General features: G+C 67.4%; 22 protein-coding genes and 1 tRNA gene. 9 read left to right on the forward strand and 14 right to left on the reverse strand.

Annotated elements, in window-relative coordinates:
* Window positions 1-19 precede the first annotated feature (19 nt).
* The 8 genes from BLW41_RS03435 (at window position 20) to BLW41_RS03470 (ending at window position 6182) form a co-directional block, all read left to right on the forward strand.
* A complete protein-coding gene (locus tag BLW41_RS03435; protein ID WP_093116230.1) occupies window positions 20-661 on the forward strand; it encodes a hypothetical protein in 642 nt (213 codons plus the stop codon).
* 28 nt (window positions 662-689) lie between these two features.
* Entirely contained in the window at window positions 690-1061 is a 372-nt protein-coding gene (locus tag BLW41_RS03440) for an STAS domain-containing protein (protein ID WP_093117306.1), read from the forward strand.
* Window positions 1062-1134: 73 nt separating this feature from the next.
* Window positions 1135-1207, forward strand: a tRNA-Lys gene (locus BLW41_RS03445).
* Window positions 1181-2050, forward strand: coding sequence for an aminotransferase class IV (locus tag BLW41_RS03450; RefSeq protein WP_177169295.1), 870 nt, complete (start codon window positions 1181-1183; stop codon window positions 2048-2050). The genes BLW41_RS03445 and BLW41_RS03450 overlap by 27 nt, the downstream gene beginning before the upstream one ends.
* Window positions 2047-3144, forward strand: a complete 1098-nt coding sequence (gene wecB / locus BLW41_RS03455; RefSeq protein ID WP_093116233.1) for a non-hydrolyzing UDP-N-acetylglucosamine 2-epimerase — start codon at window positions 2047-2049, stop codon at window positions 3142-3144. The genes BLW41_RS03450 and wecB overlap by 4 nt, the downstream gene beginning before the upstream one ends.
* The gene (locus BLW41_RS03460; protein ID WP_093116235.1) at window positions 3141-4391 is read left to right on the forward strand and encodes a nucleotide sugar dehydrogenase; all 1251 of its coding nucleotides are present in this window, start codon (window positions 3141-3143) and stop codon (window positions 4389-4391) included. The genes wecB and BLW41_RS03460 overlap by 4 nt, the downstream gene beginning before the upstream one ends.
* Window positions 4392-4396: 5 nt before the next feature.
* Entirely contained in the window at window positions 4397-5464 is a 1068-nt protein-coding gene (locus tag BLW41_RS03465; RefSeq protein WP_177169296.1) for a Gfo/Idh/MocA family protein, read from the forward strand.
* Window positions 5454-6182, forward strand: a complete 729-nt coding sequence (locus BLW41_RS03470) for an N-acetyltransferase (RefSeq protein ID WP_093117308.1) — start codon at window positions 5454-5456, stop codon at window positions 6180-6182. Before BLW41_RS03465 ends, BLW41_RS03470 begins: the two co-directional genes overlap by 11 nt.
* An 11-nt stretch (window positions 6183-6193) precedes the next feature.
* Here the strand turns inward: BLW41_RS03470 and BLW41_RS03475 are convergent, their stop codons facing one another.
* The 12 genes from BLW41_RS03475 to BLW41_RS03535 form a co-directional block, all read right to left on the reverse strand.
* Window positions 6194-7501 carry an adenylosuccinate synthase gene (locus tag BLW41_RS03475; protein WP_093116239.1) on the reverse strand — a complete coding sequence of 436 codons (1308 nt, stop codon included), beginning with the start codon at window positions 7499-7501 and terminating at the stop codon, window positions 6194-6196.
* Between the two features lie 26 nt (window positions 7502-7527).
* The gene (locus BLW41_RS03480) at window positions 7528-8298 is read right to left on the reverse strand and encodes an ATP-binding protein (RefSeq protein ID WP_177169297.1); all 771 of its coding nucleotides are present in this window, start codon (window positions 8296-8298) and stop codon (window positions 7528-7530) included.
* Window positions 8299-8494: 196 nt separating this feature from the next.
* Window positions 8495-9898, reverse strand: coding sequence for a replicative DNA helicase (dnaB, locus tag BLW41_RS03485; RefSeq protein WP_093116243.1), 1404 nt, complete (start codon window positions 9896-9898; stop codon window positions 8495-8497).
* Between the two features lie 12 nt (window positions 9899-9910).
* The gene (gene rplI, locus BLW41_RS03490) at window positions 9911-10363 is read right to left on the reverse strand and encodes a 50S ribosomal protein L9 (RefSeq protein WP_093116245.1); all 453 of its coding nucleotides are present in this window, start codon (window positions 10361-10363) and stop codon (window positions 9911-9913) included.
* A gap of 10 nt (window positions 10364-10373) precedes the next feature.
* Entirely contained in the window at window positions 10374-10640 is a 267-nt protein-coding gene (gene rpsR, locus BLW41_RS03495) for a 30S ribosomal protein S18 (RefSeq protein ID WP_093116247.1), read from the reverse strand.
* Between the two features lie 51 nt (window positions 10641-10691).
* Window positions 10692-11147 carry a single-stranded DNA-binding protein gene (locus BLW41_RS03500; protein WP_093116249.1) on the reverse strand — a complete coding sequence of 152 codons (456 nt, stop codon included), beginning with the start codon at window positions 11145-11147 and terminating at the stop codon, window positions 10692-10694.
* A gap of 230 nt (window positions 11148-11377) precedes the next feature.
* Complete coding sequence (rpsF, locus tag BLW41_RS03505; RefSeq protein WP_093116251.1) at window positions 11378-11752, reverse strand: 30S ribosomal protein S6; 375 nt, start codon at window positions 11750-11752, stop codon at window positions 11378-11380.
* A gap of 619 nt (window positions 11753-12371) precedes the next feature.
* On the reverse strand, window positions 12372-13862 hold the full coding sequence (locus tag BLW41_RS03515; RefSeq protein ID WP_093116254.1) for an alpha,alpha-trehalose-phosphate synthase (UDP-forming): 1491 nt from the start codon (window positions 13860-13862) through the stop codon (window positions 12372-12374).
* Entirely contained in the window at window positions 13859-15097 is a 1239-nt protein-coding gene (locus BLW41_RS03520) for a glycosyltransferase (protein WP_093116256.1), read from the reverse strand. Before BLW41_RS03520 ends, BLW41_RS03515 begins: the two co-directional genes overlap by 4 nt.
* 75 nt (window positions 15098-15172) lie before the next feature.
* Window positions 15173-15592 carry an ATP-binding protein gene (locus BLW41_RS03525; RefSeq protein WP_093116258.1) on the reverse strand — a complete coding sequence of 140 codons (420 nt, stop codon included), beginning with the start codon at window positions 15590-15592 and terminating at the stop codon, window positions 15173-15175.
* Between the two features lie 7 nt (window positions 15593-15599).
* On the reverse strand, window positions 15600-17117 hold the full coding sequence (locus BLW41_RS03530; RefSeq protein ID WP_093116260.1) for a sensor histidine kinase: 1518 nt from the start codon (window positions 17115-17117) through the stop codon (window positions 15600-15602).
* Complete coding sequence (locus tag BLW41_RS03535; protein WP_093116262.1) at window positions 17114-17830, reverse strand: response regulator transcription factor; 717 nt, start codon at window positions 17828-17830, stop codon at window positions 17114-17116. The genes BLW41_RS03530 and BLW41_RS03535 overlap by 4 nt, the downstream gene beginning before the upstream one ends.
* Before the next feature lie 26 nt (window positions 17831-17856).
* Between BLW41_RS03535 and BLW41_RS03540 the strand changes: the two genes are divergently transcribed.
* Window positions 17857-19527, forward strand: a complete 1671-nt coding sequence (locus BLW41_RS03540) for a zinc-binding metallopeptidase family protein (RefSeq protein ID WP_093116264.1) — start codon at window positions 17857-17859, stop codon at window positions 19525-19527.
* Here BLW41_RS03540 and thiL read toward each other — a convergent pair.
* Together thiL and BLW41_RS03550 are read right to left on the reverse strand one after the other, a co-directional pair.
* On the reverse strand, window positions 19524-20537 hold the full coding sequence (thiL, locus tag BLW41_RS03545) for a thiamine-phosphate kinase (protein WP_093116266.1): 1014 nt from the start codon (window positions 20535-20537) through the stop codon (window positions 19524-19526). The genes BLW41_RS03540 and thiL overlap by 4 nt on opposite strands.
* Before the next feature lie 4 nt (window positions 20538-20541).
* A complete protein-coding gene (locus BLW41_RS03550) occupies window positions 20542-22533 on the reverse strand; it encodes a transglycosylase domain-containing protein (protein WP_245689044.1) in 1992 nt (663 codons plus the stop codon).
* Window positions 22534-22592: the final 59 nt, after the last annotated feature.

A 22592-nucleotide genomic window follows, 5' to 3' on the forward strand; every position in this document is an offset into this window, starting at 1 on the left:
GCCGGCTAGCCTACGCAGCGTGCTCTTCGACCTGCGCGGCAAGAGACGGCGCGTGATCCAGGTCACTTACCTGACGCTCGCGCTGCTGATCGGTGGCGGTCTCGTCCTTTTCGGCGTCGGCAGTGATCTCTCGGGCGGCTTGTTCGACGCCTTCCGGGGTACCGGTGGCGGCAACCCGATCGAGCGCCGGATCGAACGCAACGAAGCACGCTTGCGTACCTCTCCTCGCAACCCCGAGCTGCTGGCAGCGCTCGTGCGTGACTACTTCCAGCTAGCGGCGCAGCGCACGCCGAGCAATGCGACCGGTGGCTTCTCCCCCGACGCGCGTGACGAGCTACGCAAGGCGGCCAACTACTGGCGCCGCTACCTCGAGGTTCGCCGCGGGCCGGTCGACCCGGCGCTGGCCAACTTCGCCGTCCAGATCTTCGATGTAGCGGGCTTGAATCGTCCGCAGGATGCCAAGCAAGCGGCCCTGATCCTCGCCGAGGCGCGCCGCAGTGCAGCCGATTACGTGCGCGTCGCCTACTACGCCGCGCTGGCCGGTGACCGCCGGACCTTCGATCTCGCCTCCCGCCAGGCACTGGCCCGCGCGCGCCCCGGCGAACGCCTGCAGGTGAAACAAAGTCTGCGCGTGGCACGCCAAGCGCTCCGATCGCGATAGGGTGGGGCGGTTCGAAGGGAGGGCTTTGATGGACGGTCCCAGCGTCAACTTCGAGCTCGCTGACCACGAGGTCGACGAGGTCACGCACGTGATCGAGCTTGCAGGTGAAGTCGACCTCTATACAGCGCCGGAATTCAAGGAGCGGCTGGTCGGTTTGATCGAGGGTGGAAAGCGGCGCCTCGTCGTCGACCTGACGCGCACCACCTTCATCGACTCGACCACGCTCGGGGTTCTCGTCGGCGGCGTCAAGCGCCTGCGCCCGCTCGGTGGGGCGCTCGCGCTGGTCTGCCGCGACCCCAACATCACCAAGATCTTCGAGATCACGGGCCTCGACCGCGTCTTCCCGATCTACGCGACGCGCACAGAAGCGCTCGCCGGCGTCAGCAGCGCTGCTACCTAGCGCGGCTCGCTTGCCCGCGGCCGTGCGGCGCGCCACCGGCGGCGCGCTTCCGGTGCCGACTAGAATCGCGCGCGGGCCGTTAGCTCAATTGGTAGAGCAGGGGACTCTTAATCCCAAGGTTGCAGGTTCGAGTCCTGCACGGCCCACTGGTCCTTGGTCCTCACGAGCGCCCGGTGCCGCAAACGATCGACTGGAGCAGAGAACTCGCGTCCCTTGACGGGCGCCTAGTCGCTGCCGATCAGGCGACGATCCCTGCTACCGACGAGGGCCTGCTGCGAGGCGACGGCGTCTTCGAGGTCGTGCGTGTCTATCGCGGGCGGCCCTTCGCGTTGGCCGATCACCTGGTCCGTCTCGAGCACTCCGCGCGCAACCTGCGGCTCGGCGTCCCGATCGATCGGCTGGGCCTCGAGCGGCGCATCGCCGAGCTCCTGGAGCGTCGCGACCCCGCCGGTTTCGACGGTGCCCTGAGGATCGTGGTGACGCGCGGCGGTCACGAGATTGTGTTGACCGAGCCGATCGAACAGCACCCTCCGAGCATCCGCTTGGCGCTGGTCGTCTACGCGCCGACGCGCATCCTCGACGGCGTCAAGTCGCTCTCCTATGCCGCCAACATGCTGGCCGGGCGGATCGCGCGCGAACGCGGCTTCGACGAAGCGCTGCTGGTGACGCCGCACGGCCGGATCCTCGAGGCGCCTACCGCGTCGTTCTTTTGGGTCGACGAGCAGGGCCTGCTGTGCACACCGCCGCTCGACGACCACATCCTTGCCTCGATCACCCGCGATCGACTACTGCGCCTTTTCGAGGTGAGTGAACGGCACTGCACCCGCGCCGACTTAGCGACCGCCCGCGAGGCCTTTCTCGCTTCGACTACGCGCGAGGTGCAGCCGGTCGCGTGCGTCGAGGAGCAACGCTTCGCGGCGCCGGGCCCGATAACTCGGGAGGCGCAGGCGAAGCTGACGCGGCTGATCGCTGACGAGCTCGCGGCGTGAGCGAGCGGCGAAGCCGACCGCGGGTCGTTACCGTCGTCGGCAACCGGCCTCAGTTCGTCAAGGCCGCGGCGGTTTCGCGCCTGTTGCGGGAGCGCGTCGACGAGGTGCTGGTGCACACCGGTCAGCACTACGACGCCGAGCTCTCGGACGTCTTCTTCGACGAACTCGATCTGCCCGCGCCGGACCACTACCTCGGGGCCGGCGGCGGCAGCAACCTCGAGCAGTTGGCGCGCATGTTGCCGTCGCTCGAGGCGCTGGTAGCGGATCTTGCACCCGATCTCCTGCTCGTTTACGGCGACACCAACAGCACGCTTGCCGGCGCGCTCGCCGCTCGTGCTGGTGGGATCGCGCTCGCTCACGTCGAGGCGGGGATGCGTTCGTTCGATCGCGCGATGCCGGAGGAGACGAACCGCGTGTTGACCGACCACGTGAGCGACCTGCTCTTCTGTTCGACGGAGACGGCGGTCGAGAACCTCGCTAGGGAGGGTCTGCGGCTCGGCGTCCATCTGGTGGGCGACGTGATGGCCGATCTCCTGCTGGCCTCGGCGGATCGCGCCGAGAGCTGCTCGCGGGCGCTCGAGGAGCGCTCGCTCGAGCCCCAGCGTTATCTGCTCGTGACGGCGCATCGAGCCGGCAACGTCGATGACGAGCATCGGCTTAGGGCGCTTGTCGAGCTGCTCGAGTCGTTGCCCTTGCCAGCGGTCGTGCCGCTGCACCCGCGCACGCGCACCCGCCTTGCGCGCCTCGGACTTGCGGAGCGCCTAGCCCAAAACCCGCACCTGCGCATCGAGCCGCCACTTGGCTACCTCGACTTCATCCGACTGCTGCGCAACGCCCGCGCCGTGCTGACGGACTCGGGCGGAGTACAGAAGGAGGCGTACCTGCTGGGCACCCCCTGTTTGACCCTGCGCGAGCGGACGGAGTGGGTGGAAACGGTTGCCGCCGGCTGGAACACGCTGGTCGGACTGGACCGCGACCGTGCCCTCGCCGCTTTGCAGCGTCGCCCGCCCGCGACCCGCCCCGAGCTGTACGGGGGAGGGCGAGCGGCCGAGCGCATTCGCGAGATCATCTGCGCTTACACTGGCGCGCCATGAAGGTCGGGGTCGTCGGTCTCGGCTACGTTGGCTTACCCTTGGCAGTAGCGGTGGCCGAGGCCGGCCACGAGGTGGTCGGCGTCGATGTCGACCAGCGACTCGTCGAACGCCTCTCGGCCGGCGAGAGCCACGTCGTCGATGTCCCCTCCGAGCGCCTGCGCGCGCTCGTCGGCCGCTTCTCGGCGACCGCTCACTACGACGCGCTGAGCGACTGCGAGGTAATCGCGATCGCCGTCCCCACCCCCTTGACGCGCAATCGCGAGCCGGATCTCGGGGCGCTCACCGCAGCTGGTCGCGCGCTCGCGGGAGTGATCCGACGGGGTCAGCTGGTGGTCCTCGAATCCACCACCTACCCCGGCACCACGCGCGAACGCCTGGTCCCGCTACTCGAGGAGTCCGGTCTTGCCTGCGGGCGCGACGTCGCTGTCGCCTACTCGCCGGAACGCGTCGACCCGGGACGCACCGACTACACGTTGCGCAACACACCGAAGGTCGTCGCCGGCCTCACCGAGCGCTGCTTGCGGCGAGCTTCCGAGTTCTACGGGACGGTTTGCGAGCAGATCGTGGAGGTGTCGAGTCTCGAGGTCGCGGAGCTGACAAAGCTGCTCGAGAACGTCTTCCGCTCGGTGAACATCGCGCTGGTCAACGAGCTCGCGATCCTCTGTGACCGCATGGGCATCGACGTCTGGGAGGTCGTGGACGCGGCGGCCACCAAGCCGTACGGCTTCATGCGCTTCGAACCGGGACCTGGGATGGGCGGTCACTGTCTGCCGGTCGACCCCTTCTACCTCGCTTGGCGAGCGCGCGAATTCGATCTCCAGACCGAGTTCATCGAGCTCGCTGGCGAAGTCAACCAACGCATGCCGTACTTCTGCGTCGAACGCATCGCACGAGCTCTCAACGGTCATCAGAAGCCGATCAGCGGCTCGCGGATCCTGATCGTCGGCGTCTCGTACAAGGCGGGGGTTGGCGACTTGCGGGAGTCGCCAGCGCTCAAGATCATGCGGCTGCTTGGCGACCAGGGGGCGGAACTGAGTTACCACGACGACTTCGTCCCGCACCTCCCAGAGTTCGGCTTGCGCTCGCGACCGCTCACGGAGGCGTTGGCGGAGGGCGTCGACTTGGCGGCGATCGTGACCGCCCATCCAGGGGTGGACTTCGGACTGATCGTCCGGGAAGCCCCGCTCGTTGTCGATTTCCGAGGCGTGACGAGGGGCATCCGGGCGGAGAACCTGGTGCGGCTGTGAGTGGCGTGCGCAAGGCCGACGGCGGCAGAACCGTCACCGTCGGGGTAGTCGGACTCGGCAACTGGGGGCCCGGTTTGGCGCGCAACTTCGCGACCATTCCGGGCTGCGAGTTGCGCTGGCTGTGCGACCGTGACGCCGCGCGACTGGAGCGCTGGCAGCGCCACTTTCCGGAAGCGCGTACGACGACCCGCATCGAGGATCTGTACGAGGACGAGAGGCTCGACGCGCTGGCGATCGCCACCCCCGTACCGACCCACGCCGACCTCGCGCTGAGCGCGTTGGCCGCCGGCAAACACTGCTTCGTGGAGAAGCCACTCGCTCACGACCTGGCGTCTTGCGAGCAAGTCGTGGCCGCGGCTGCGCGGATGGAGAGGATCGTGATGGTCGGGCACTTGCTCGAGTACCACCCGGGAGTGGTGAAGCTGCGCGAGTTGATCGCCGCCGGCCATCTGGGCGAGTTGCGCTACGTCTACGGTCAGCGAACCAACCTTGGGAAGCTACGTGCCGACGAGAACGTCCTGTGGTCGCTCGGTCCGCACGACGTGTCGGTGGCCTTGGCCTTGGTCGGTGAGGAGCCCATCGAGTGCCGCGCGGTCGGCGAGAGCTACGTACGCAAGGGGGTCGAGGACGTCGTCTTCTGCTACCTGCGCTTCCCCTCGGGGGTTGCCGCGCATCTACATCTGTCGTGGCTCGACCCGCACAAGCAACGCCGCTTGACGGTGGTCGGCTCGCAACGGATGGCGACCTTCGACGACATGGAGCTCGAGCGCAAGGTCACGGTCTACGACAAGGGTTTCGATCAGGACTTCGCGAGTTACGGCGAGTACATCGCGCGCAGCGGCGACATCTGGAGCCCCCGCATCTCCAACGAGGAGCCGCTGCGTGTGGAGTGTCGCCACTTCGTCGAATGCATCGCCGAAGGCCGGCGCCCGCGGACCGACGAGCACTCCGGTCTGCGGGTGGTGCGCGTACTCGAACGTCTGCAACGAGAGCTGGAGCGAACGCGGCGCGAGGCGGTACTCGCGGCGACCGCACTCACGCCCGCCGCACGCGAGACCGGTGATGCCCGCTAACCGGCCCGACTGCCCCGACGATCAGCCGGCTCGGGCAGGCGGCGAGGTCGCGGGCGCGCCCGCGTTCATAGCCGACGGTGCGGAGATCGGACCGGATTGCGCGATCGGCGCGTTCGTCGTCGTGCACGCCGGTGTGCGTCTCGCTGCGGGCGTGCGATTGCAGGCCGGGGCGGTCGTCGGCAAACCGGTCGCGCTTGGTGTTAGTTCGCGCAACCGTGCACCTCTGCCTGATTGCACCGTGGTGGGCGAGGGCACGACGATCGGGGCGGGCGCGGTGGTGGTCGAGGGAGCGACGATCGGCAGTCGCTGCCTGATCGCCGATCAGGCGCACGTGCGCGAGCGCGCGCGGATCGGCGACGAGACGGTGGTCGGCAGAGGCACCGCGATCGACTGTGACGTGGTGGTCGGCAGGGGCGTGCGCATCCAAAGCAACTGCTACATCGCCGCCACCGCGGTCGTCGAGGACGACGTCTTCCTCGGCCCAGCTGTCACATTCGCCAACGACCGCACCGCCGGCCGCCGCCCAGCGGGGGAACCGCTGCGTGGCCCGGTGGTCAGAAGACGCGCCCGGATTGGAGCGGGCGCCGTGATCATGCCGGGTGTCGAGATCGGCGAGGATGCGTTCGTCGGTGCCGGTGCGGTGGTCACGCGAGACGTACCTGCCGGTGTTGTGGTGGTGGGTGTGCCCGCGCGGCCGCTGGCGGCCAACGAGGGCTGAAGCCTGCGTCGCTAGGCGACGGCGGCGCTCGACCGTTCGGCTGCGCGTGTCCAGATCATCTGTTCGCGACCCGGTCCGACGCCGACCATCACCACCGGTACCCCAATGTGCTCCTCGACGAAGTCGATGTAGGCGCGCGCAGCTGGCGGCAGTTCCTCGATCGAGCGAGCGGAGCTGATGTCCTCGTGCCACCCCTGCATGGCGACCAGTTCCCCCCGCGACTTGTGCAGCACGGACTGGTGGTAGGGGAAGGAGTCGAAGCGAGCCCCGTCGGGGCCGCGATAGGCCGTCGCCACGTAAAGCGGGTCGATGCCGGTGAGTACGTCGAGCTTCGTCAAGACGAGGCCGGTCAGGCCGTTGATGCGCGCAGCGAAGCGCAGCGCCACGAGGTCCAGCCAGCCGGTGCGTCGGGGTCGCCCGGTGGTGGTACCGAACTCGCCACCGCTTTCCCGTAGACGCTCGCCAAGGTCATCGTCGATCTCTGTTGGGAAGGGACCTGCTCCAACGCGCGTGCAGTAGGCCTTGGCGACGCCCCAGACCTCGTCGATCGCGCGCGGGCCAACGCCGGCCCCCACACAGGCCGCACCGGCGACCGGGTTGGACGAGGTCACGAACGGGTAGGTGCCGTGGTCGATGTCGAGCATCGTTCCCTGAGCGCCTTCGAAGATCACTTGCTTACCGTCGTCGAGCGCCCGCCAGATGAGCGGCGGGGTGTCGGCGATGTACGGCTCGAGGCGATGCCCGAAGGCTCGGTACTCCTCGACCATCGTGTGCAGATCGAGCTGCGGATCCTTGGCGTAAGGACGCAGCATCAGCCGCTTCGGCTCCATTGCGGCGACGATCTTCTGCTTGAGGATCTTCTCGTCGAGCAGGTCTTGTACGCGTATCCCGAGCCTCGCCGCCTTGTCCGCGTAGCAGGGTCCGATGCCGCGACGGGTGGTGCCGATTTGATACTTGCCGAGCCGTGCTTCGCCTGCCTGGTCGAGCAGCCGGTGGTAGGGCATGATCAGGTGGGCGTTGGCCGAGATGCGCAGGCCGGTGATGTCGACACCGCGTCGGCGTAGCCCATCGAGCTCGTCGATCAGCACGCGCGGGTCGATCACAACGCCGTTCCCAATCAGGCAGAGCGTGCCCGGGTAGAGAATCCCCGAGGGGATCAGGTGGAACTTGAAGACCTCGCCGTCACGAACGATCGTGTGCCCGGCGTTGTTGCCGCCCTGGAAGCGCACGACCATGTCCGCCCGTTCGGCGAGCAGATCGGTGACCTTCCCCTTTCCCTCGTCGCCCCATTGGGCGCCGACTATCACGAGGCTCGGCATCGCGCTGCCAGTCTAGGGCTCGTTGATCACACGGGCCGTGGGTGGCCTGCCGCGTGCTCTTCGGAAGCGTGCTGCGCCGCCGCCTGCTCGGGCGGTTCGTCACCGGGAACCTCGAAACGGATGCGGCGGTCTGGCCCGTGCATCGGCAGCGGATCGCCGCAGATCTCGACTAACCGGGAGATCGTTCGTCTCCCGATCTGCGCGCGCAGGCGCGCCAGCATGTCCTCGCCGGCATCGAGCGCCTCGAGGCGATCGCAGATGCGTTCCAAGCGCTCAAGTACCTCGAAGGCGCGCTCCGGCATCATCGGGTCGTCCAGCGCTGCTCGCAGTCGCGCCGCCTGAGCGCGTAGCTCTTCAAGCGGTGCGCTCGGCGGACGGTCCGGCGAGTTGGTCGTCACGACGATTGAGCGGCGGTCCTGCCAGCGCTCGTTGACAAGCGAGTACAGCTGCTCTAGCACCCACTCCGTCTGCCGTTCCGCGCCGAGATCGTCGAGCACTAACAGATCGACTTCGCACAGCCTGCGGAAGAGCTCCAGGTAGGAAGTGCCCGCGCCCTCGAAGGTCTGCCTGATGCGCGCCAGTAGCTGCGGCACGGAGTAGATCGCGACCGAGCGATCGGCGCGCTCGGCGTGCATCGCTACCAGCATCGCCAGCGAGGTTTTGCCGGTGCCGACGTCACCGTGGAACCAGAGACCGCGACCGGCATCGAGATTCTCGTCGATCCGTTCGCAGAACTCGCGCACGTGGTCGACGATCGTCGGGTCCAAGTCGCTGATCGGCCGGCGCTCGAACGACAAGCCGCGGAAGCGTCGCGGGATCGTCGTGCCTAGGAAGCGGCCGGCGCTGCGAGCGATTCGACGCTCGCGGCACCCGCACGGCGTCGCCGAGCGCCCGTCCTCGGCTAGCAGCCATCCGCTGCCGTCGCACCGTCCAAGTGGGCAGTCGCGCTCCGGCTTGTCGACAGGCTTTAAGTGCCCGGCACCACGCATCGACTCACGAACCCTGTGCCGGTGAGAGCGCGTCAGCGGCCGGGACCTCGCGCTCGCGGTAGATGTTCGCGAAGCGCGGGTACTTCGGCAGGAACGTGAGGGTTACCTCCCCGATTGGTCCGTTGCGGTGCTTGGCGACGATCAGGTCGGCCTCGCCGGGGCGTTCCGAATCGGGGTTGTAGTACTCGTCGCGGTAGATAAAAAGCACCAGGTCGGCGTCTTGCTCGACCTGTCCTGATTCACGCAGGTCCGAGAGCATTGGGATCGGCGGGTTCCGCGATTCGACGGCCCGCGACAGCTGCGAGACGGCGATAACCGGCACCTCGAGCTCGCGCGCGAGGATCTTGAGCCCGCGACTGATTCGCCCGACCTGCTCGACGCGGCTGTCGGCCGTCGAGTCCGGCCGAACGAGCTGCAGGTAGTCGACGATCACCAGTCCCAGCCCGTGCCGGGCCTTCAACCGCCGTGCCTTGGCGCGGATCTCAAGCACGCTGATGTCGCTCGAGTCATCGATGAACAACGGTGCTTGCGCGAGCTGCTCGACGGCTCGCAGGACCTTCGGCCAGCGATCCTCCTTGACACGGCCCTTGCGCAGCTCATCGCTCGAGAGGCGTGCCCGAGAGGCAATGAAGCGGTGCGCGAGCTCCGTCTCCGACATCTCGAGCGAGAACAAGGCGACCGGCACCTTGGCGTCGACCGCCGCGTTCTCGGCGATGTTCGTTGCCAACGCCGACTTACCCATTGACGGACGCGCGGCGAGGACGATCAGGTTCCCCGGTTGGAAGCCGCCGGTGAGCTCGTCGAGATCGCTGAACCCGGAGGGCACACCGGTGAGATGAACGCCCTTGCGCGAAAGCTCTTCGAGTTTGTCGACCTCCTCGTGGAGGACGTCCTCGAGCGAACGCATCTCGCCGCGACCTTCGTCGTGCCCGATCCTGAACAACAGGCTCTCGGCCCAAGAGATCAGTTCGCGGGGGTTGCCCGGCTCTTCGAGCACGCGGCGCTGGATTTCCTGAGCGGTTTCGAGCAAGCGCCGGAGCTGGGCATGCTGCTTGACGATGCGCGCGTAATCCAGGTACGCACCGAGCGACGGTACGACGGCAGGTAATGAGTGCACGTACTCCTCGCCACCGACACGCTCAAGATCGCCGTTCCGGCGCAAGTCGTCGCAGACGGTGACGGTATTGACGGCCTCCGGCTCCGGCCGCTCCTTGAGCCGGATCATCGACTCGAAGATCAGCCGGTGGCGCGGGCGGTAGAAGTCGTCGGGGCGCAACCCGACGTCGAGGAGCACGGCGTCCAGAGCTTGATCGCTAAGCAGGATGGCGCCCAGCAACGAGGCCTCGGCCTCGACGTTGTGAGGGGGAGCCAACGGGGCTGGATCGGGGCTCGCGCTTGCGGCGCCCATCGCGGGCCGCCGCTAGGTCGCCGGGGTAACGATCGTCTTGACCTGCGCGGTGACGCCTTCGGCGACCTCGACCGTCACCAGGTGGGTGCCGGTGGTGCGAATCGGTTCCTCGAGGCGCACCTTGCGCCGGTCGATCTTGATGCCCCGCGCTTCTCGAATCGCATCGACGATCTCCTTTGCCGTCACCGACCCGAAAAGGCGACCGTCATCACCCGCCTCGTGAGGGATTGTGAGCACCGTGCGACGCAAAAGCGCAGCGGTTTCCTCGGCTCGCTCAACAGCTTCGCGGCGCGCCCGCTCCTCTGCTTCGCGGCGTCGTTGCGCCTCGGCGATCAACGCCGGTGTGGCGACCGTGGCGAGCTTTCTGGGTACCAGGAAGTTCCGTAGGTAACCCGGCGCGACGTCGACCACGTCGCCGCGGTCGCCCAAGCCTTCGACGTCCTTGATCAGGATCGCCTTCGCCACGATCTCGCTGCTACTTCTCGATGACGTACGGCAAGAGCGCCAGCTCGCGCGCACGTTTGATCGCGCGGGCCAGCTGAGCCTGATGGCGGCGGCAGCAGCCAGTCACGCGGGACGAGCGAATCTTGCCCTTGTCGCTCAAGAAACGGCGTAGCGCCTCGGCGTTGCGGTAGTCGACGACGTCGATCTTCTCGCGGCAGAACGGGCAGGGCTTGCGCCTCGTCGGGGCCGCTCCACTGCGCTTGTCACGTCTCCGCTTCTGTCGCTGCTTTTTGGCCACCTGTTGACTTATCCGATTCGAAAGGACGGACGTGAAAAACGGTGGCGCTGCTCAGAAAGGAATGTCGTCGTCGCCAGCGCCTACCCCCGCCGGCGCCTCTTCGAAGTCTGAGGTGTCGGCGGGAATACCCCCCTCGGACTCGAAACGACCGCCACTCTCCGCGGGATCCCGCGAGCCGAGGAACTGGACCGAGTCAGCGATGATATCGATTGCTTGCCGCTTGTTGCCGTTCTGATCGACCCATTCGCGCCACTCAAGCCGACCATCGATTGCCACCGGGCGCCCCTTCTGGAGGTACTGGGCGCAGTTTTCGCCCTGCGCGCCCCAGACAGTTACGTCGAAGTAGTTCGGCTTGTCGATCCAGTTTCCCGTGCTCGGGTCGCGTCGCCTCGTGTTGCAGGCGATCCGGAGCTTGCAAACGGAAGTCCCGCTGGGAGTTGCCCGCAGTTCCGGATCGCGAGTGAGATTGCCGGTTATGACGACTCGGTTGATGTTGGTAGCTGCCATCGCTGCCTGCCTCCTGGCTGCTTGCTCGTCTTCTCGAAGCTCCTGCCGACGCCCGTTTCCGAGGTTAACCGGACGCTCGGCCGGGACCGAGGAGCGACCGACCCTTTGCCGCTCGAGTCCTCGCTCGTTGCGCGAGAAATCCGCCGACCCGCGAGTCGGGCTCCCCCTAAATAAGGGCGAACACGATTGCTCTCGCCCCCGTGGTCGGGCGCCCGGCTCGCGCCCGCAGCTCAGGCAGCTCGGGCTGCCCTGCGCTCGCGGCGCCCGCCCTCACGTTCCCTCGCTCCCTGATCGGGTCGGGGCGCATCGGGCGAGAGATGTCCGAGCTTGACGAGACGGTGCCGGAGCAGACCCTCGATGATCCGAAGCTCGCGCGGGAGGTCGCGCACGCTCGCGGGATCGTGGGCGCGAAACTCCAAGAGCACATAGTGCGCCTGCGGGCGGTGCTTGATCTCGTAGGCGAGCTTCCGCAACCCCCAGTCGTGTTCGGCGAGCAGCTCGCCACGCGTAGTGACGAGCTCGCGAACACGTTCTACGAGCCCTGCTCGGGCCTCCTCGTCGAGCTCCGGATCGATCAGCAACACGAGTTCGTAGTCAGTTGCCATCGGCGCCGCCGGACCTTAGCAGGGGCTGCTAGTTGGGTGTAACTGGGGGCGACCGCCGCAAGCTGCGCCCTTTAAAGAGAAAGTGGAAGGGCGCACGGTCAGAAAAGTGCGATGGGGAAACCTCGCGCGCGTCGCCGCCTGCTTGGCTGGCGTCGCCCTGCTGGCGAGCGGCCTCTCTGGTCCGGCGAGAGCCCCCGATCGCCAGCTACCGGACCTCGTGCCGCTTGCTCCCGAACGGCGCAACCACGAGCCGAAGTTGGCGCAAGCGGCAGGTAGGCGCGACGGTGCTGGACGCGGCGAGCAAGCGCGTCGGCCCCGACCTGCCCGTCGGCCGCGACGCGCGCCCCCGCGCCGTCGAGGGCAGCGGCAGCGCTCGGAGGTAGCAAGACGACGCCTCGCTCGCGCTCGTTTTGGGGATCAGCTACGAGGCGTGGTAGCGGTGCGGAGGCGGCGGGTCGTGGTGTCCGTCCCGGACCAGCGGGCCCCAGCGCCGGCGGTCTTTTCGCGGCCGGGTCGACAAAAGCCGCGCGCCGACAGCAGCGGGCCGAGCGGCAGGCACTCGCTCGGGCGCGACGAGCGCGTACAAGTCGAGCGCGAGTTCGGGTTCGAGCAGCCTTGATCAGTGCGGTCGCGCAGCGAGCGGGTCGCGTCCCGCGCGCTTCGCCTCGATGTCGGCCAATTGGTCGTCGACCCAGTGTCCGGGATCCCGCGCGGCGATGATCCGCTTCAGCCCCTGCGCCCGCCAGGCGCGCTCCTCGGCGGACATCGTCAGCGCACGGTGGATTGCGTCGGCCTGCTCCTGGACGTCAAAGGGGTTGACCGACAAGGCGAACTCGGCGAGCTCCTCGTGGGCGCCCGTGTTCTCGGAGAGCAGTGAGACACCGTTGCGCTCATTAACCAGCGGGCCCTCCTTGGCGATCAGGTTCATCCCATCCCAGATCGCGTTGACGATCAGCAGGTCGTAGTGCTTGTAGGCGGCTATTGCCTCCTCCAGGTTCTCGCGCAGGCGCAGCTCGATCGGCATCCAGTCGGTCGTTCCGTGGCGGTGGTTAACGACCGCTACCAGGGCCTCGATTCGCTCGAGGTACTCGCGGTACTCGGGCACGTCCTGGCGCGATGGGATCAAGTGAGCAATGAAAGTCACCTGCTCGCGGAACTCGGGGTGCTGCTCGAGGAACAGGTCGAACGCGGTGAAGCCACGCAGGATGTTCTTTGAGAGGTCGGCGCGGTCGACCCGCAAGATCAAGTGCTCGCGTCGTCGACGCAGGATCTCCCGCTCGTACTCGTGGACCGCCGGGCGCTGGGCGGTGCGCTGGAAGGTCTGAGCCGAAATCGGCAGGGGGTAAGCGCGCACCCACACCTCGCGGCCATCGGGCGCGCGCACGACGCCAGCCTCCATGTCTACCTCGAGTCCGAACAACTCGTGGCAGCAGAGGAGAAAGTTGCGGCGGTAGGCGCGCGTATGGAAAGCGACGATGTCGTTCGCGAGCACCCCCTCGTAGATGTCCTCGCGGATATCGGCCGGTAGCACACGCCAGGCATCGGGCTGCGTCCACGGGATGTGCACGAAGTGGTGGAGAAAAAGATCGGGCCGCTCGCGCCGGATCACCTTGGGCGCCACGTAGAGGTGGTAGTCGTGGAGCATCACCACCGCTTCGTCGAACGCGCGCGCCTCGTCGAGCACCGCGGCCGCCAGGTCCTCGTTGACGACGCGATATCCGTACTCGTAGGCCTCTACCTCAGCTCGCCGGATCTCCGGGGCGTTCGAGAGATCCCAGAGATAGTGCTGGATGAACCACAACAGCGGGTTGGCGATGACGTTGTAGAAGCGGTCGTAGGCGGTCGGGTCGGACACCACGAGCCGGATCCGGTACGAGACGTCGTCGAGTTCGACCGTGAACGCTCCACCGCCGTGGCGCTCAGCGACCTCGGCGTCCTCCTCGGACATCGCCGATGCGATCCACAGCGCGTCGCGGTGGTGGACGAGTCCGGTCAGGGCCGTAACCAGTCCGCCACCCCCTCGCCGCGGCCTGAGCGTGCCGTCCGTCGCTCGCTCGAAGGTGCAGGGTCCGCGGTTCGAGACGAGGATCAGCGGTGTCCGTTCGCTCACGCCTGCTTGAAGATACGCAACCAGTCGCGCAGCAGGCGAGGCGTCAGGAAGTTGGCGCGTACGTGCTCCTTGCCGGCCAGGCCGAGGCGGCGTCCGAGCTCGGGGTCGCGGAGGATCCGCAGCGAACGCTCAGCGCACTCCTCAGGTGTCGAAACCAAGAAGCCGGTGCGGCCGTCGATCACCTGCAGCGGGATCCCGCCGACGTTGCCCGCGACCATCGGCCGCGCCTTCCACAGGCCTTCGGATACGGTCAGCCCGAAACCCTCGCGGATTGACTTTTGCACGAGAACGTCAGCTTGCGATTGGAAGGCGTTGACCTCGATCGCGCCCACGTTGTTGAGGTTGTTGAGGATGTGGATATCGGGATCGCCGTCGGCGTAGGCGACTGTCCGGTTGTAGAACTCCCAACCCTCCGGATCGTCGGTCGCCATCGAACCGACCAATGCCAGCTGAACTGCGGGCATCTCGGCGCGCACCTGGCGGTAGGCGTCGATCACGCCGATCGGGTCCTTCCATGGATCGAAGCGCGAGACCTGGCACATCAACGGCCGGTCGACGTCTAGTCCGAACTGCTCGCACACAAACGCTGCGTCCTCGGGCGAGAGCCGCATGTTCTTAGGCGAGAGGGGATCGATTGCCGGGGGGGAGATGTGTACCGGGCGGCCGGGCCGCGCTCGTAGCTCCTCGGGCACGTAGCGATCAAGGTGGAAGACCGCGGCGTCGTAATCGCGCACGAGCGGGAGGAGCCGCTCGAGCGCCGAGCGGTTCGGCTCCGACAGGTCGATGTGGCACTGCCAGATCCAACGCTTGGCCTTCTCGGGCACGTAGTTGCGAACGCCCGCCGGCTGCGGATCGTGAACTACCACCACGTCCCAGCCGTCGGCTAGCTGCTCGGCGTTCAAGCGGTTGTAATGGTCGTAGATCTCCCACTCCTCCGGGGTGGGGGCGTCGGGGCTTCCCTGCAGTGCGTTGTGCAGGCGTTTCGTGACGTTGTAGAACTCCTCGCGGCCGAGCATCACGTGCCACTCGCAGTGCAGACCGACGTCGCTCATCAGCGGCACGAGGGTGTAGAGGATCTCGGCCACGCCGCCACCGAACGCAGTTGCCGAGAGGTGCAGGACACGCTTGCCTTCGAGCCCGTCGGCGAGCGAGCGAATCTCCTCGACCAGCTGGCGACCGACAATGTGGGTGTAGTCGGCGAGGTTCTTGTGGCCAACGGCTACGTGCTGGAGCATTGCTTCCTCGTGTTCGGGGCTTTCGAAGGTCGCGTCCGGCTGGGCGAGACGCGCAAGCGTAGCCTGCGGCTGCGACTAGCGGCGCCGGAGGTGCTTGACGAGGGTCAGCCCGCGGTCGGAGACTTCGAACTCATCGACGGTCGCGGCGATCAAGGCCTGTGCTAGCTCCGGCAGTGGCCGAGGCTGGCGATCGTCGCGGGCGGTAATTTCGATCCGTAGTTCCTCGCCGCTGAGCGCATAGCTGATCGCGAGCGTTGGTTCTCCGTCGTCGGTCTGGCTCGGATGGTCGTCCGGATCCATGAAAGCCCCGGCCGCTTCCGTCACTGCCAGTTTGAGGTCGGCGACCTCCGCTAAGTCGAGATCGGCTGCCCGACAGATGGCGGCCAACGCGAGGCGGGTCAGCAAGAGATAGTCCGAGCGCGGGGGGATCGTGAGCTTGACGTCACGGCGCCTTGGCGCACTCGACCTGGCCGCCTGTTCGCCGATCTCCGCCACCGTTTCTCTAGGTACCCATCGGCGGTCTCCGCGACGCCGTGAGGGGCGATCGCGATCCGTCTCGGCGCGCAGTCGCCCGATCCGCCGGAGCCAACGGCAGCGTGACCTCGAACTTGGTCTCCCCGCCGCCGCTTCGGACGTGGATGCGTCCGCCCATGCGTTCGACCAACTCGCGCGCGATCGCGAGCCCGAGACCGGCGCCTCGGCTGGTGTCCCCGCGGGTAAACGGTTCGAACACGCGCCGTACGAGGTCTGGCGGGACGCCCGGGCCGTTGTCGATCACTCGCAAGTAAGCCCGTTCGCCACCAAGGCTTCTACCGACCGAGATCCGCACCCGCGTTCCTGGTGGTGTGTGACGGATAGCGTTGTCGAGCAGGATGCGCAGAACCTGAGCGGTGCGCTCGGGATCGCACCAGGCGAGGGTCGTAGCGCCGGCGCGTAGGTCCAAGTGGACGTTGCGCTCGGCAATCGCGGGCTCGAACTCGCTGGCCACCGAGTGCGCGAGCTCGCGCAGATCGGTGAGGGCGGGTTCGAGGTGCAGCTCCCCGGAGTCGATGCGCGAAAGGTCGAGCAAGTCGACGGCGAGTCGCTGCAGCCGCTCGACCTGCTCAGCCATGGTTGCCAAGAACCGACGACGGGTCTCGGGATCCAGCTCCTCGTCCTGTAGCAGCTCGACGAAGCCGCCGAGTGACGAAAGCGGTGTGCGCAACTCGTGCGAGGCGGTGACGATGAACTCGCGGCGTGCTCGTTCCGCTTGCGTGAGTCGCTCCTGCATCTCATTGAAGGCGTTGGCCAGGGCTCCGAATTCGTCATCGCGCTCGACCGGCACCGGCGGCGGCTGGCGGCCGCGAGCGAGCTCGCGCGCCGCTCGCTCGACCGCCCGCACCCGACCCGTCAACGCTTGGGAGACGGCGAGTGCGCCCAAGAGGGCGAACCCCAGCGCCAGCGCGAGCGCGAAAGCACCACGTTCGCGCACAAGCGCCATCGTCCTCGCGACATCGTCAAGCGAGCGCCCATAGACGACGACGTAGCGCCCGCCGAAAGCGTCTTCGAACGGGCGTGCGACCAGCGCCATGCGCTGCGCCCCGCGCCCGCTCACCAACGCGACCTGCCGGTTCTCCGAGAGGGCGATGCTGGCTGCTCGTGCGAATTGCGCGGGCGGTGCGGAAAGGGATTCGTCAACTAGCGACGGCGTTGATCCACGGGTGCCGCCTGCGTCGGCGCGGAAGATTGCAACGCGCGCTTCGAACGACTCCGCGAGTTGGTGAATCGTTCGACTCGCTTCGCTCGTTCCGCTCGCGCGCATCGTCTCGGACAGTCGAGGGGCCGTCAGTGCCATCGCGCGCTCGAGTTGCTCTAGGCGATTGCGCTCCAGGGTCGAGGCGAGCTCGGGGACGATCCCCAAGTAGGCGATCGCGAAGGCACCAGCACAGACCGTGGCGATCAAGAGCACGACGCGGGCGCGCACCGACAGGCCGCGCCGCCCACGACGCCTACCTCCCGAGCGCTCGGTGGTGGTGCTCACGTTTCGTTAAGGGCGGCTTGTCGCCTGAAGCGATAGCCGACGCGCCGAACTGTCTCGATCAGCTCAGGGTTGGCGGGATCGCGTTCGATCTTTTCGCGAAGGTGACGTACGTGTACGTCGATCGTGCGTGGGTCGCGGTAGGAAGAGGTCCCGAAGATCGCTGACAAAAGCTGCGACCGCCCAAGCGCCACCCCGGGTCTCTGGGCCAACGCCACGAGCAGCTCGAACTCAACGTAGGTCAGGCGAACGGGGTGTCCGCGCACGGTCACCTCGCGGCGGTCGAGGTCGATCACCAGTGGGCCGCGCTGGAGCACACCCCGCGCCGGCTCGTCGAGGGTCTTGCGCGTGCGACGCAGCACCGCCCGCACGCGGCTGCGGAACTCGCGCAAGGAGAACGGCTTGGTGATGTAGTCGTCGGCGCCGAGCTCCAGCCCCGTCACCTTGTCGCGCTCGTCGCCACGGGCGGTCAGCATCACGATCGGCACCTCGCTGATCGCCCGAATACGGCGGCAGACTTCGAGGCCATCGAGTCCCGGCAGCATTAGATCCAGCACGACGAGGTCAAACTCTCGTTCGCGCAGGAGAGCCAGCGCTTCGCGGCCGTCGAAGGCCGAGACGACCTCGTAGCCGTCGCGCTTTAGGGGAAACGCGAGAAGCTCCTGGAGCGAGCGCTCATCGTCGACCACCAGGATCCGCGCGTTCGGACCCCCCACCGAAGGCCATTGTAGGTTGCGCGCCGGTGCTCGAGCCACGCCTCTACCGGGCTGCGTTGGCACCCGCGGTCGTAGCCGCGGTGGTAGCGATGTTCTCGCTCGCACGCTTGCCGGCGCCGTTCCCCCAAGGTCTCGCCGCCGACGTACTGGTCGACGGACGCCTGGTAGCGCAGGAGGCGGCGCGGATCGCCGCGCGCTTCCCTGACCGGCGGGCGGGCACGGCTGGTGACCAAGCGCTCGCCACGGATCTCGCCGGACGGCTTTCGGAGCTTGGTTTCGACGTGGTTACTGATCGTTTCCAAGCTGCTGGAAAAAGACTCGTCAACGTGGTGGCGCGACGTCCGGGGCGCAGCGAAGAAGCGCTGATGCTGATCGCTTCGCGCGACGCTTGGTCACGGCGCGATCGCGCATCAGCGGCGGACACCGCCGCGCTGCTGGCGATGGCCCAGGTGCTCGCTGGTCGACCAACACACCGTGCGCTGATCATTGCCTCGGTCGATGGGCGTGCGACGCCGGCAGCTGTCGACCGACTGTTGGACACGCTCGCCGGCGAAGGGGCGCTGCCGCGGGCGGCAGTGGCGATCTCCGACATCGGTGTGCCGCGGCGCTTCGGGACTCCGCTCGTCGTGTGGTCCTCCGACGATCGTCGGACCAGCGCCGCACTCGAGCGCACGGCCCGCGCCTCTTTGCGCGAAGAGAGCGACGAAGCGATCCCGAAAGCGAGCACGGCCGGCCAGGTCGCCCGCCTTGCGCTGCCGACGGGGGTCGGGGCGCAGGCCCGGTTGATCGCCGCCGGCGTGGACGCGATCCGCATCTCCGGGTCCGGGGAGCTGGCACCGCCGCCCAGCGATCGGGAGCGGATCGATGCTGACCGCGTCGGCATCCTCTCGCGAACCGCGCTGCGGACCTTGACGGCGATGGACTTGTCGAGTTCGCTGGCTTCCGGACCGGGGAAGTTCGTTTCGCTGCTGGGGCGGGTGCTGCCGGGCTGGGTGGTTTATCTGCTCGCTGGTTCCTTGCTCGTGCCACCACTGCTGGCTGCCACCGATGCCCTCGCGCGGGCCCGCCGACAGGGCCAGCGTGTGCGTCCGGGAGTGGCGCTGGTGCTCGCCTATGCCGCGCCGCTGGTCTGCGCGTTTCTCGTCCTGCGCAGTTTGGCGGCGCTTGGTGCGTTCGGCGATTTGGGCCGCGCCCTCGCCGACCCTAGCTCTGCGCCGCCGTCGCCGTTCGCTGGGCTGTCCCTGCTGTTTGCGCTAGCACTCGCGCTCGTCGTGGCGGTCGCTTTGCGCCCGCTGCGGCGCGGGGCCGGCGTGCCCGGGGCAGGGGTCGGAGTTGCGCTGACTCTGGTGGCAGCCGGCTTGCTCTGCTTCGCGCTCAATCCCTACGCGCTCGTGCTGTGGCTTCCCGCGCTCCACCTCTGGGTTCTGTCGTCGCTAACCGCCGAGCCATCCTCGGCGCGGGCGCCGTTGTGGCTGCTCGGGCTCGGTCTCTTGCTGCCGTTTCTCGCTCTCCTCCACCTCGCCTTGCGCACCGAGCAAGGCGTTCTCGAGAGCGTTTGGTACGCGCTCCTGGCTAGCGCAGGAGCGCTCGATTTCGGCGTCGCATTCCTCTCTGTCTCGATCCTCGCGAGTGGTCTAGCGCTGCACCGTCAGTTGCGGCGCGCCACTTCCTTCGAGCTGCGACGGCCCGTCCGTTAGTCGCGCTCCGGCTTGGCAGCGACGCGACCGTGCTCGAAGCCGTGCAGGTCGCAGCGACAGTGGCCTGAGGCGTCGAAGAAAACGACGCCTGTCCCGACTTCGACGGCGCCGACCCACGTGACTGGGCAATCGGCGGCCGCAAGCGCCTGTTCGACCTCCGCGACCCGGCGGTCGTCGACCGTGAAGAGCAGTTCGTAGTCCTCCCCGGCCGTGGCCGCGAGCTCCTCCGCCGCCAGCCCCCGCGCCGCTGCAACCTCTCTCACCCCTGCCGCCAAAGGCAAGGCGGCGAGATCGATGTGCAAGCGCACGCCGCTGCGCTGCGCGAGCTGGCGGGCATCGCTGGCCAGCCCGTCGCTCAAGTCGATCATCGCCGAGGCGCCGCTCTCAGCCAGTAGGAGCCCCTCGCGTAGGCGTGGCCGCGGACGCTTCAGACGCTGCTCTAGTGCGCGTCGTTGGTCGGCTGCAAGGGGTATTGGCGGTTCGTGGTCGTAGCTCTCGAGCAGAAGGGCGGCACCGGCGGCGCCGAGCGTGCCTGTCACGCCAACGCGTTGGCCCTGTCGAGCGCCGTCGCGGTAGACAAGGCGCTCGGGATTTTCAGCCCAGCCGACGACCGTTACGGTCAGCGCCAATGCCGACGAATCGACAACGTCGCCGCCGGCGATCGTCACACCGTGGTTCTCGGCGAGGTCAACGACGCCGTCGATCAGCTCCCTCGAGAACTCCTCCCGCAGTCGCCCTGGCAGGGCCAAGGCGAGGTACGCCTCGCCGACCTCGGCCCCCATCGCGGCGAGATCAGACAGCGCGGTAGCGAGGGCTTTGTGTCCGATCTCGGCGGGTGTGTAGTGGCTGAGCGTGAAGTGAACGTCCTCGACCAAAGAGTCCGTTGAGATCACGCACACCGGTTTGGCTGCGACGACCGCTGCGTCGTCGCCGATCCCGCGCAACACGCGCCGATCGCGCGGTGGCCCGCAGCGCCGCGCTATCAACTCGATCAGCTGACGTTCGCGCACCGCGTCAGCGCGGCGGGGGTTGTGGCGGTGTTTCGTAGAAACGAGGGTCGTAGCGGCCGGTTGCGCCGCCCGACTGTGGTGCTGCGCGAGGCACGACGCTCGGTGGGGTGTAGGACCGGTAGCTACCGCGGGCGCCCGTAACCGAACGACTGCTCAAGAACGGCGATAGCGAAGGCATGCTCGGCGGCACCGGGAAGTCGCTGCAGTCACCTTTGCGTGCGATCTGCATGTAGTCGTGCCAGATCGCCGCCGGGAAGGTGCCGCCGGCGACCGTAATGCCGTGCACGTTTCTCATCTCGACGAGGGCGTTCGGGTAGCCCACCCAGACCGCAGTCGCGAGCTTCGGCGTATAACCGACGAACCAGGCGTCGTTGTAGTTATCGGTGGTGCCGGTCTTGCCAGCCGCCGGGCAGCCGATGTTGGCGCGGGTGCCGGTGCCGGAGAGCACGTTCTGCCGCAGTATGCGGGTAACGACGTAGGCGGCGCCGGCGCTCATCACGCGCTTGCGTTGGGGCTTACCAAGCTCGTCAACCTTGCCGTTCGGGAAGACGACCTTGAGGATCGCCTCTGGTTCGTTGCGGATGCCGCCGGAGGCGAGCGTCGCGTAGGCGTTCGCCATCTCTAGTGGCGAGACGCCGATACGCAACCCGCCGAGTCCCTCCGCTGGGTAGCAGTCGAGCTTGGTGCGGATACCGAGCTTGCGCGCCTCTTCGCAGACGGCTTTGGGACCGAGGTCGAGGATGAGCTGCGCGTAAACGGTGTTGTCGGAGCGGAGCGTTGCCCGTGTCAGCGTCATCGCGCCGCCGTAGGTGTTGTCGTAGGTCTTTACCTGCCACGGCCCGTAGCCGGGGACCTGCAGGTTCAATGGCTTAGAGACATAGACCGTGCGATCCGGATCGACCCCCCGTTCGACCGCAGCCGCCAACACGAAGGTCTTAAATGCCGACCCCGGTTGACGACGGCCCTGCGCGGCGAGGTTGAAGGTGGTGTCGCGGTAGTTGGAGCTCGCCGCCATCGCGCGGATGTAGCCGGTCGCCGGATCGATCGACACGACCGCTGCCGCTGGGTCGCCGGGGAGGCCAAGCTGTCCTTGTATTGCCCGGCGTGCAGCTTCCTGCAAGGTCGGATCGATAGTCGTGTAAACGCGCAGACCACCACGCCGGAAAACGTTGATTCCGTAGCGCTCGATTAGTCGCTCTTGGACGTAGTCGAAGAAGTACGGTTCGCGCCGCACCGTGTACGTAGTGCCGCGTCGCAGACCGAGCGGCTCGGTCTTTGCCGCCTCCGCCTCCGGCCGCGAGATGTAGCCGAGTTTGGCCATCCGCTCGAGCACCTCGTTACGGCGCTCCAGTGCGGCGCGCGGGTTGCGGAACGGGTTGTAGTAAGAGGGTGCCTGCGGAAGTCCGGCGAGGAGTGCTGCTTCCGGCAACGTCAAATCGCGGGCGTGTTTGGAGAAGAAGGTCTCTGCTGCCGCCTCGACGCCGAGGGCGGTGCGACCTTGGACGGTTCCGTAGGGCACGGTATTTAGGTAGGTGGTCAGGATCCAGCGCTTGGAGCGTCGCTTCTCGAGCTCGGAAGCCAGCTTCGCCTCGCGGATCTTGCGTGCGAAGTTGCGCTGGGGATCCTTGATGTAGAGCGCCCGCACGAGTTGCTGCGTGATCGTCGAACCGCCCTGAACGGTGCGACCCGACTGGAGATTGCGAATGCCTGCGCGCACGATCGCGCCGTAGTCGACGCCGCGGTGGTGCCAGAAGCGCGAGTCTTCGATTGCGACCGTTGCGTCGCGCAGGTGCTTCGGCATTTGGCTCCAGGGGATCGGCGTGCGGATCACGTCCGACTGGACAAAGCCGAGTCGCGACCCGTCGGCCGCGTAAACAACCGAAGTACGACCCTTGTCGATCGGTTTGAGCTCGCTGAGATCGGGCGCCGTCGCGGCGATCGCAAGCACATAGCCGACAAGCGTGATCACGGCGATCCCCGCGCTGAGCAGCAGCACGCTCGCCAAGGCCAACAAGCCCCGGTGCGAGCGCCGTCTGCGCCTCTGTCTGCGTCGGT

The organism is Thermoleophilum album (assembly GCF_900108055.1).
Lineage (GTDB): Bacteria > Actinomycetota > Thermoleophilia > Solirubrobacterales > Thermoleophilaceae > Thermoleophilum > Thermoleophilum album.

What these genes read in the sequence shown, in the direction of transcription:
- BLW41_RS03440 (WP_093117306.1), top strand. Translation starts at nt 690, where the DNA reads ATGGACGGTCCCAGCGTCAACTTCGAGCTCGCTGACCACGAGGTCGAC.
- BLW41_RS03460 (WP_093116235.1), top strand. Translation starts at nt 3,141, where the DNA reads ATGAAGGTCGGGGTCGTCGGTCTCGGCTACGTTGGCTTACCCTTGGCA.
- BLW41_RS03470 (WP_093117308.1), top strand. Translation starts at nt 5,454, where the DNA reads ATGCCCGCTAACCGGCCCGACTGCCCCGACGATCAGCCGGCTCGGGCA.
- BLW41_RS03475 (WP_093116239.1), bottom strand. Translation starts at nt 7,501, where the DNA reads ATGCCGAGCCTCGTGATAGTCGGCGCCCAATGGGGCGACGAGGGAAAG.
- dnaB (WP_093116243.1), bottom strand. Translation starts at nt 9,898, where the DNA reads ATGGGCGCCGCAAGCGCGAGCCCCGATCCAGCCCCGTTGGCTCCCCCT.
- BLW41_RS03500 (WP_093116249.1), bottom strand. Translation starts at nt 11,147, where the DNA reads ATGGCAGCTACCAACATCAACCGAGTCGTCATAACCGGCAATCTCACT.
- rpsF (WP_093116251.1), bottom strand. Translation starts at nt 11,752, where the DNA reads ATGGCAACTGACTACGAACTCGTGTTGCTGATCGATCCGGAGCTCGAC.
- BLW41_RS03520 (WP_093116256.1), bottom strand. Translation starts at nt 15,097, where the DNA reads ATGCTCCAGCACGTAGCCGTTGGCCACAAGAACCTCGCCGACTACACC.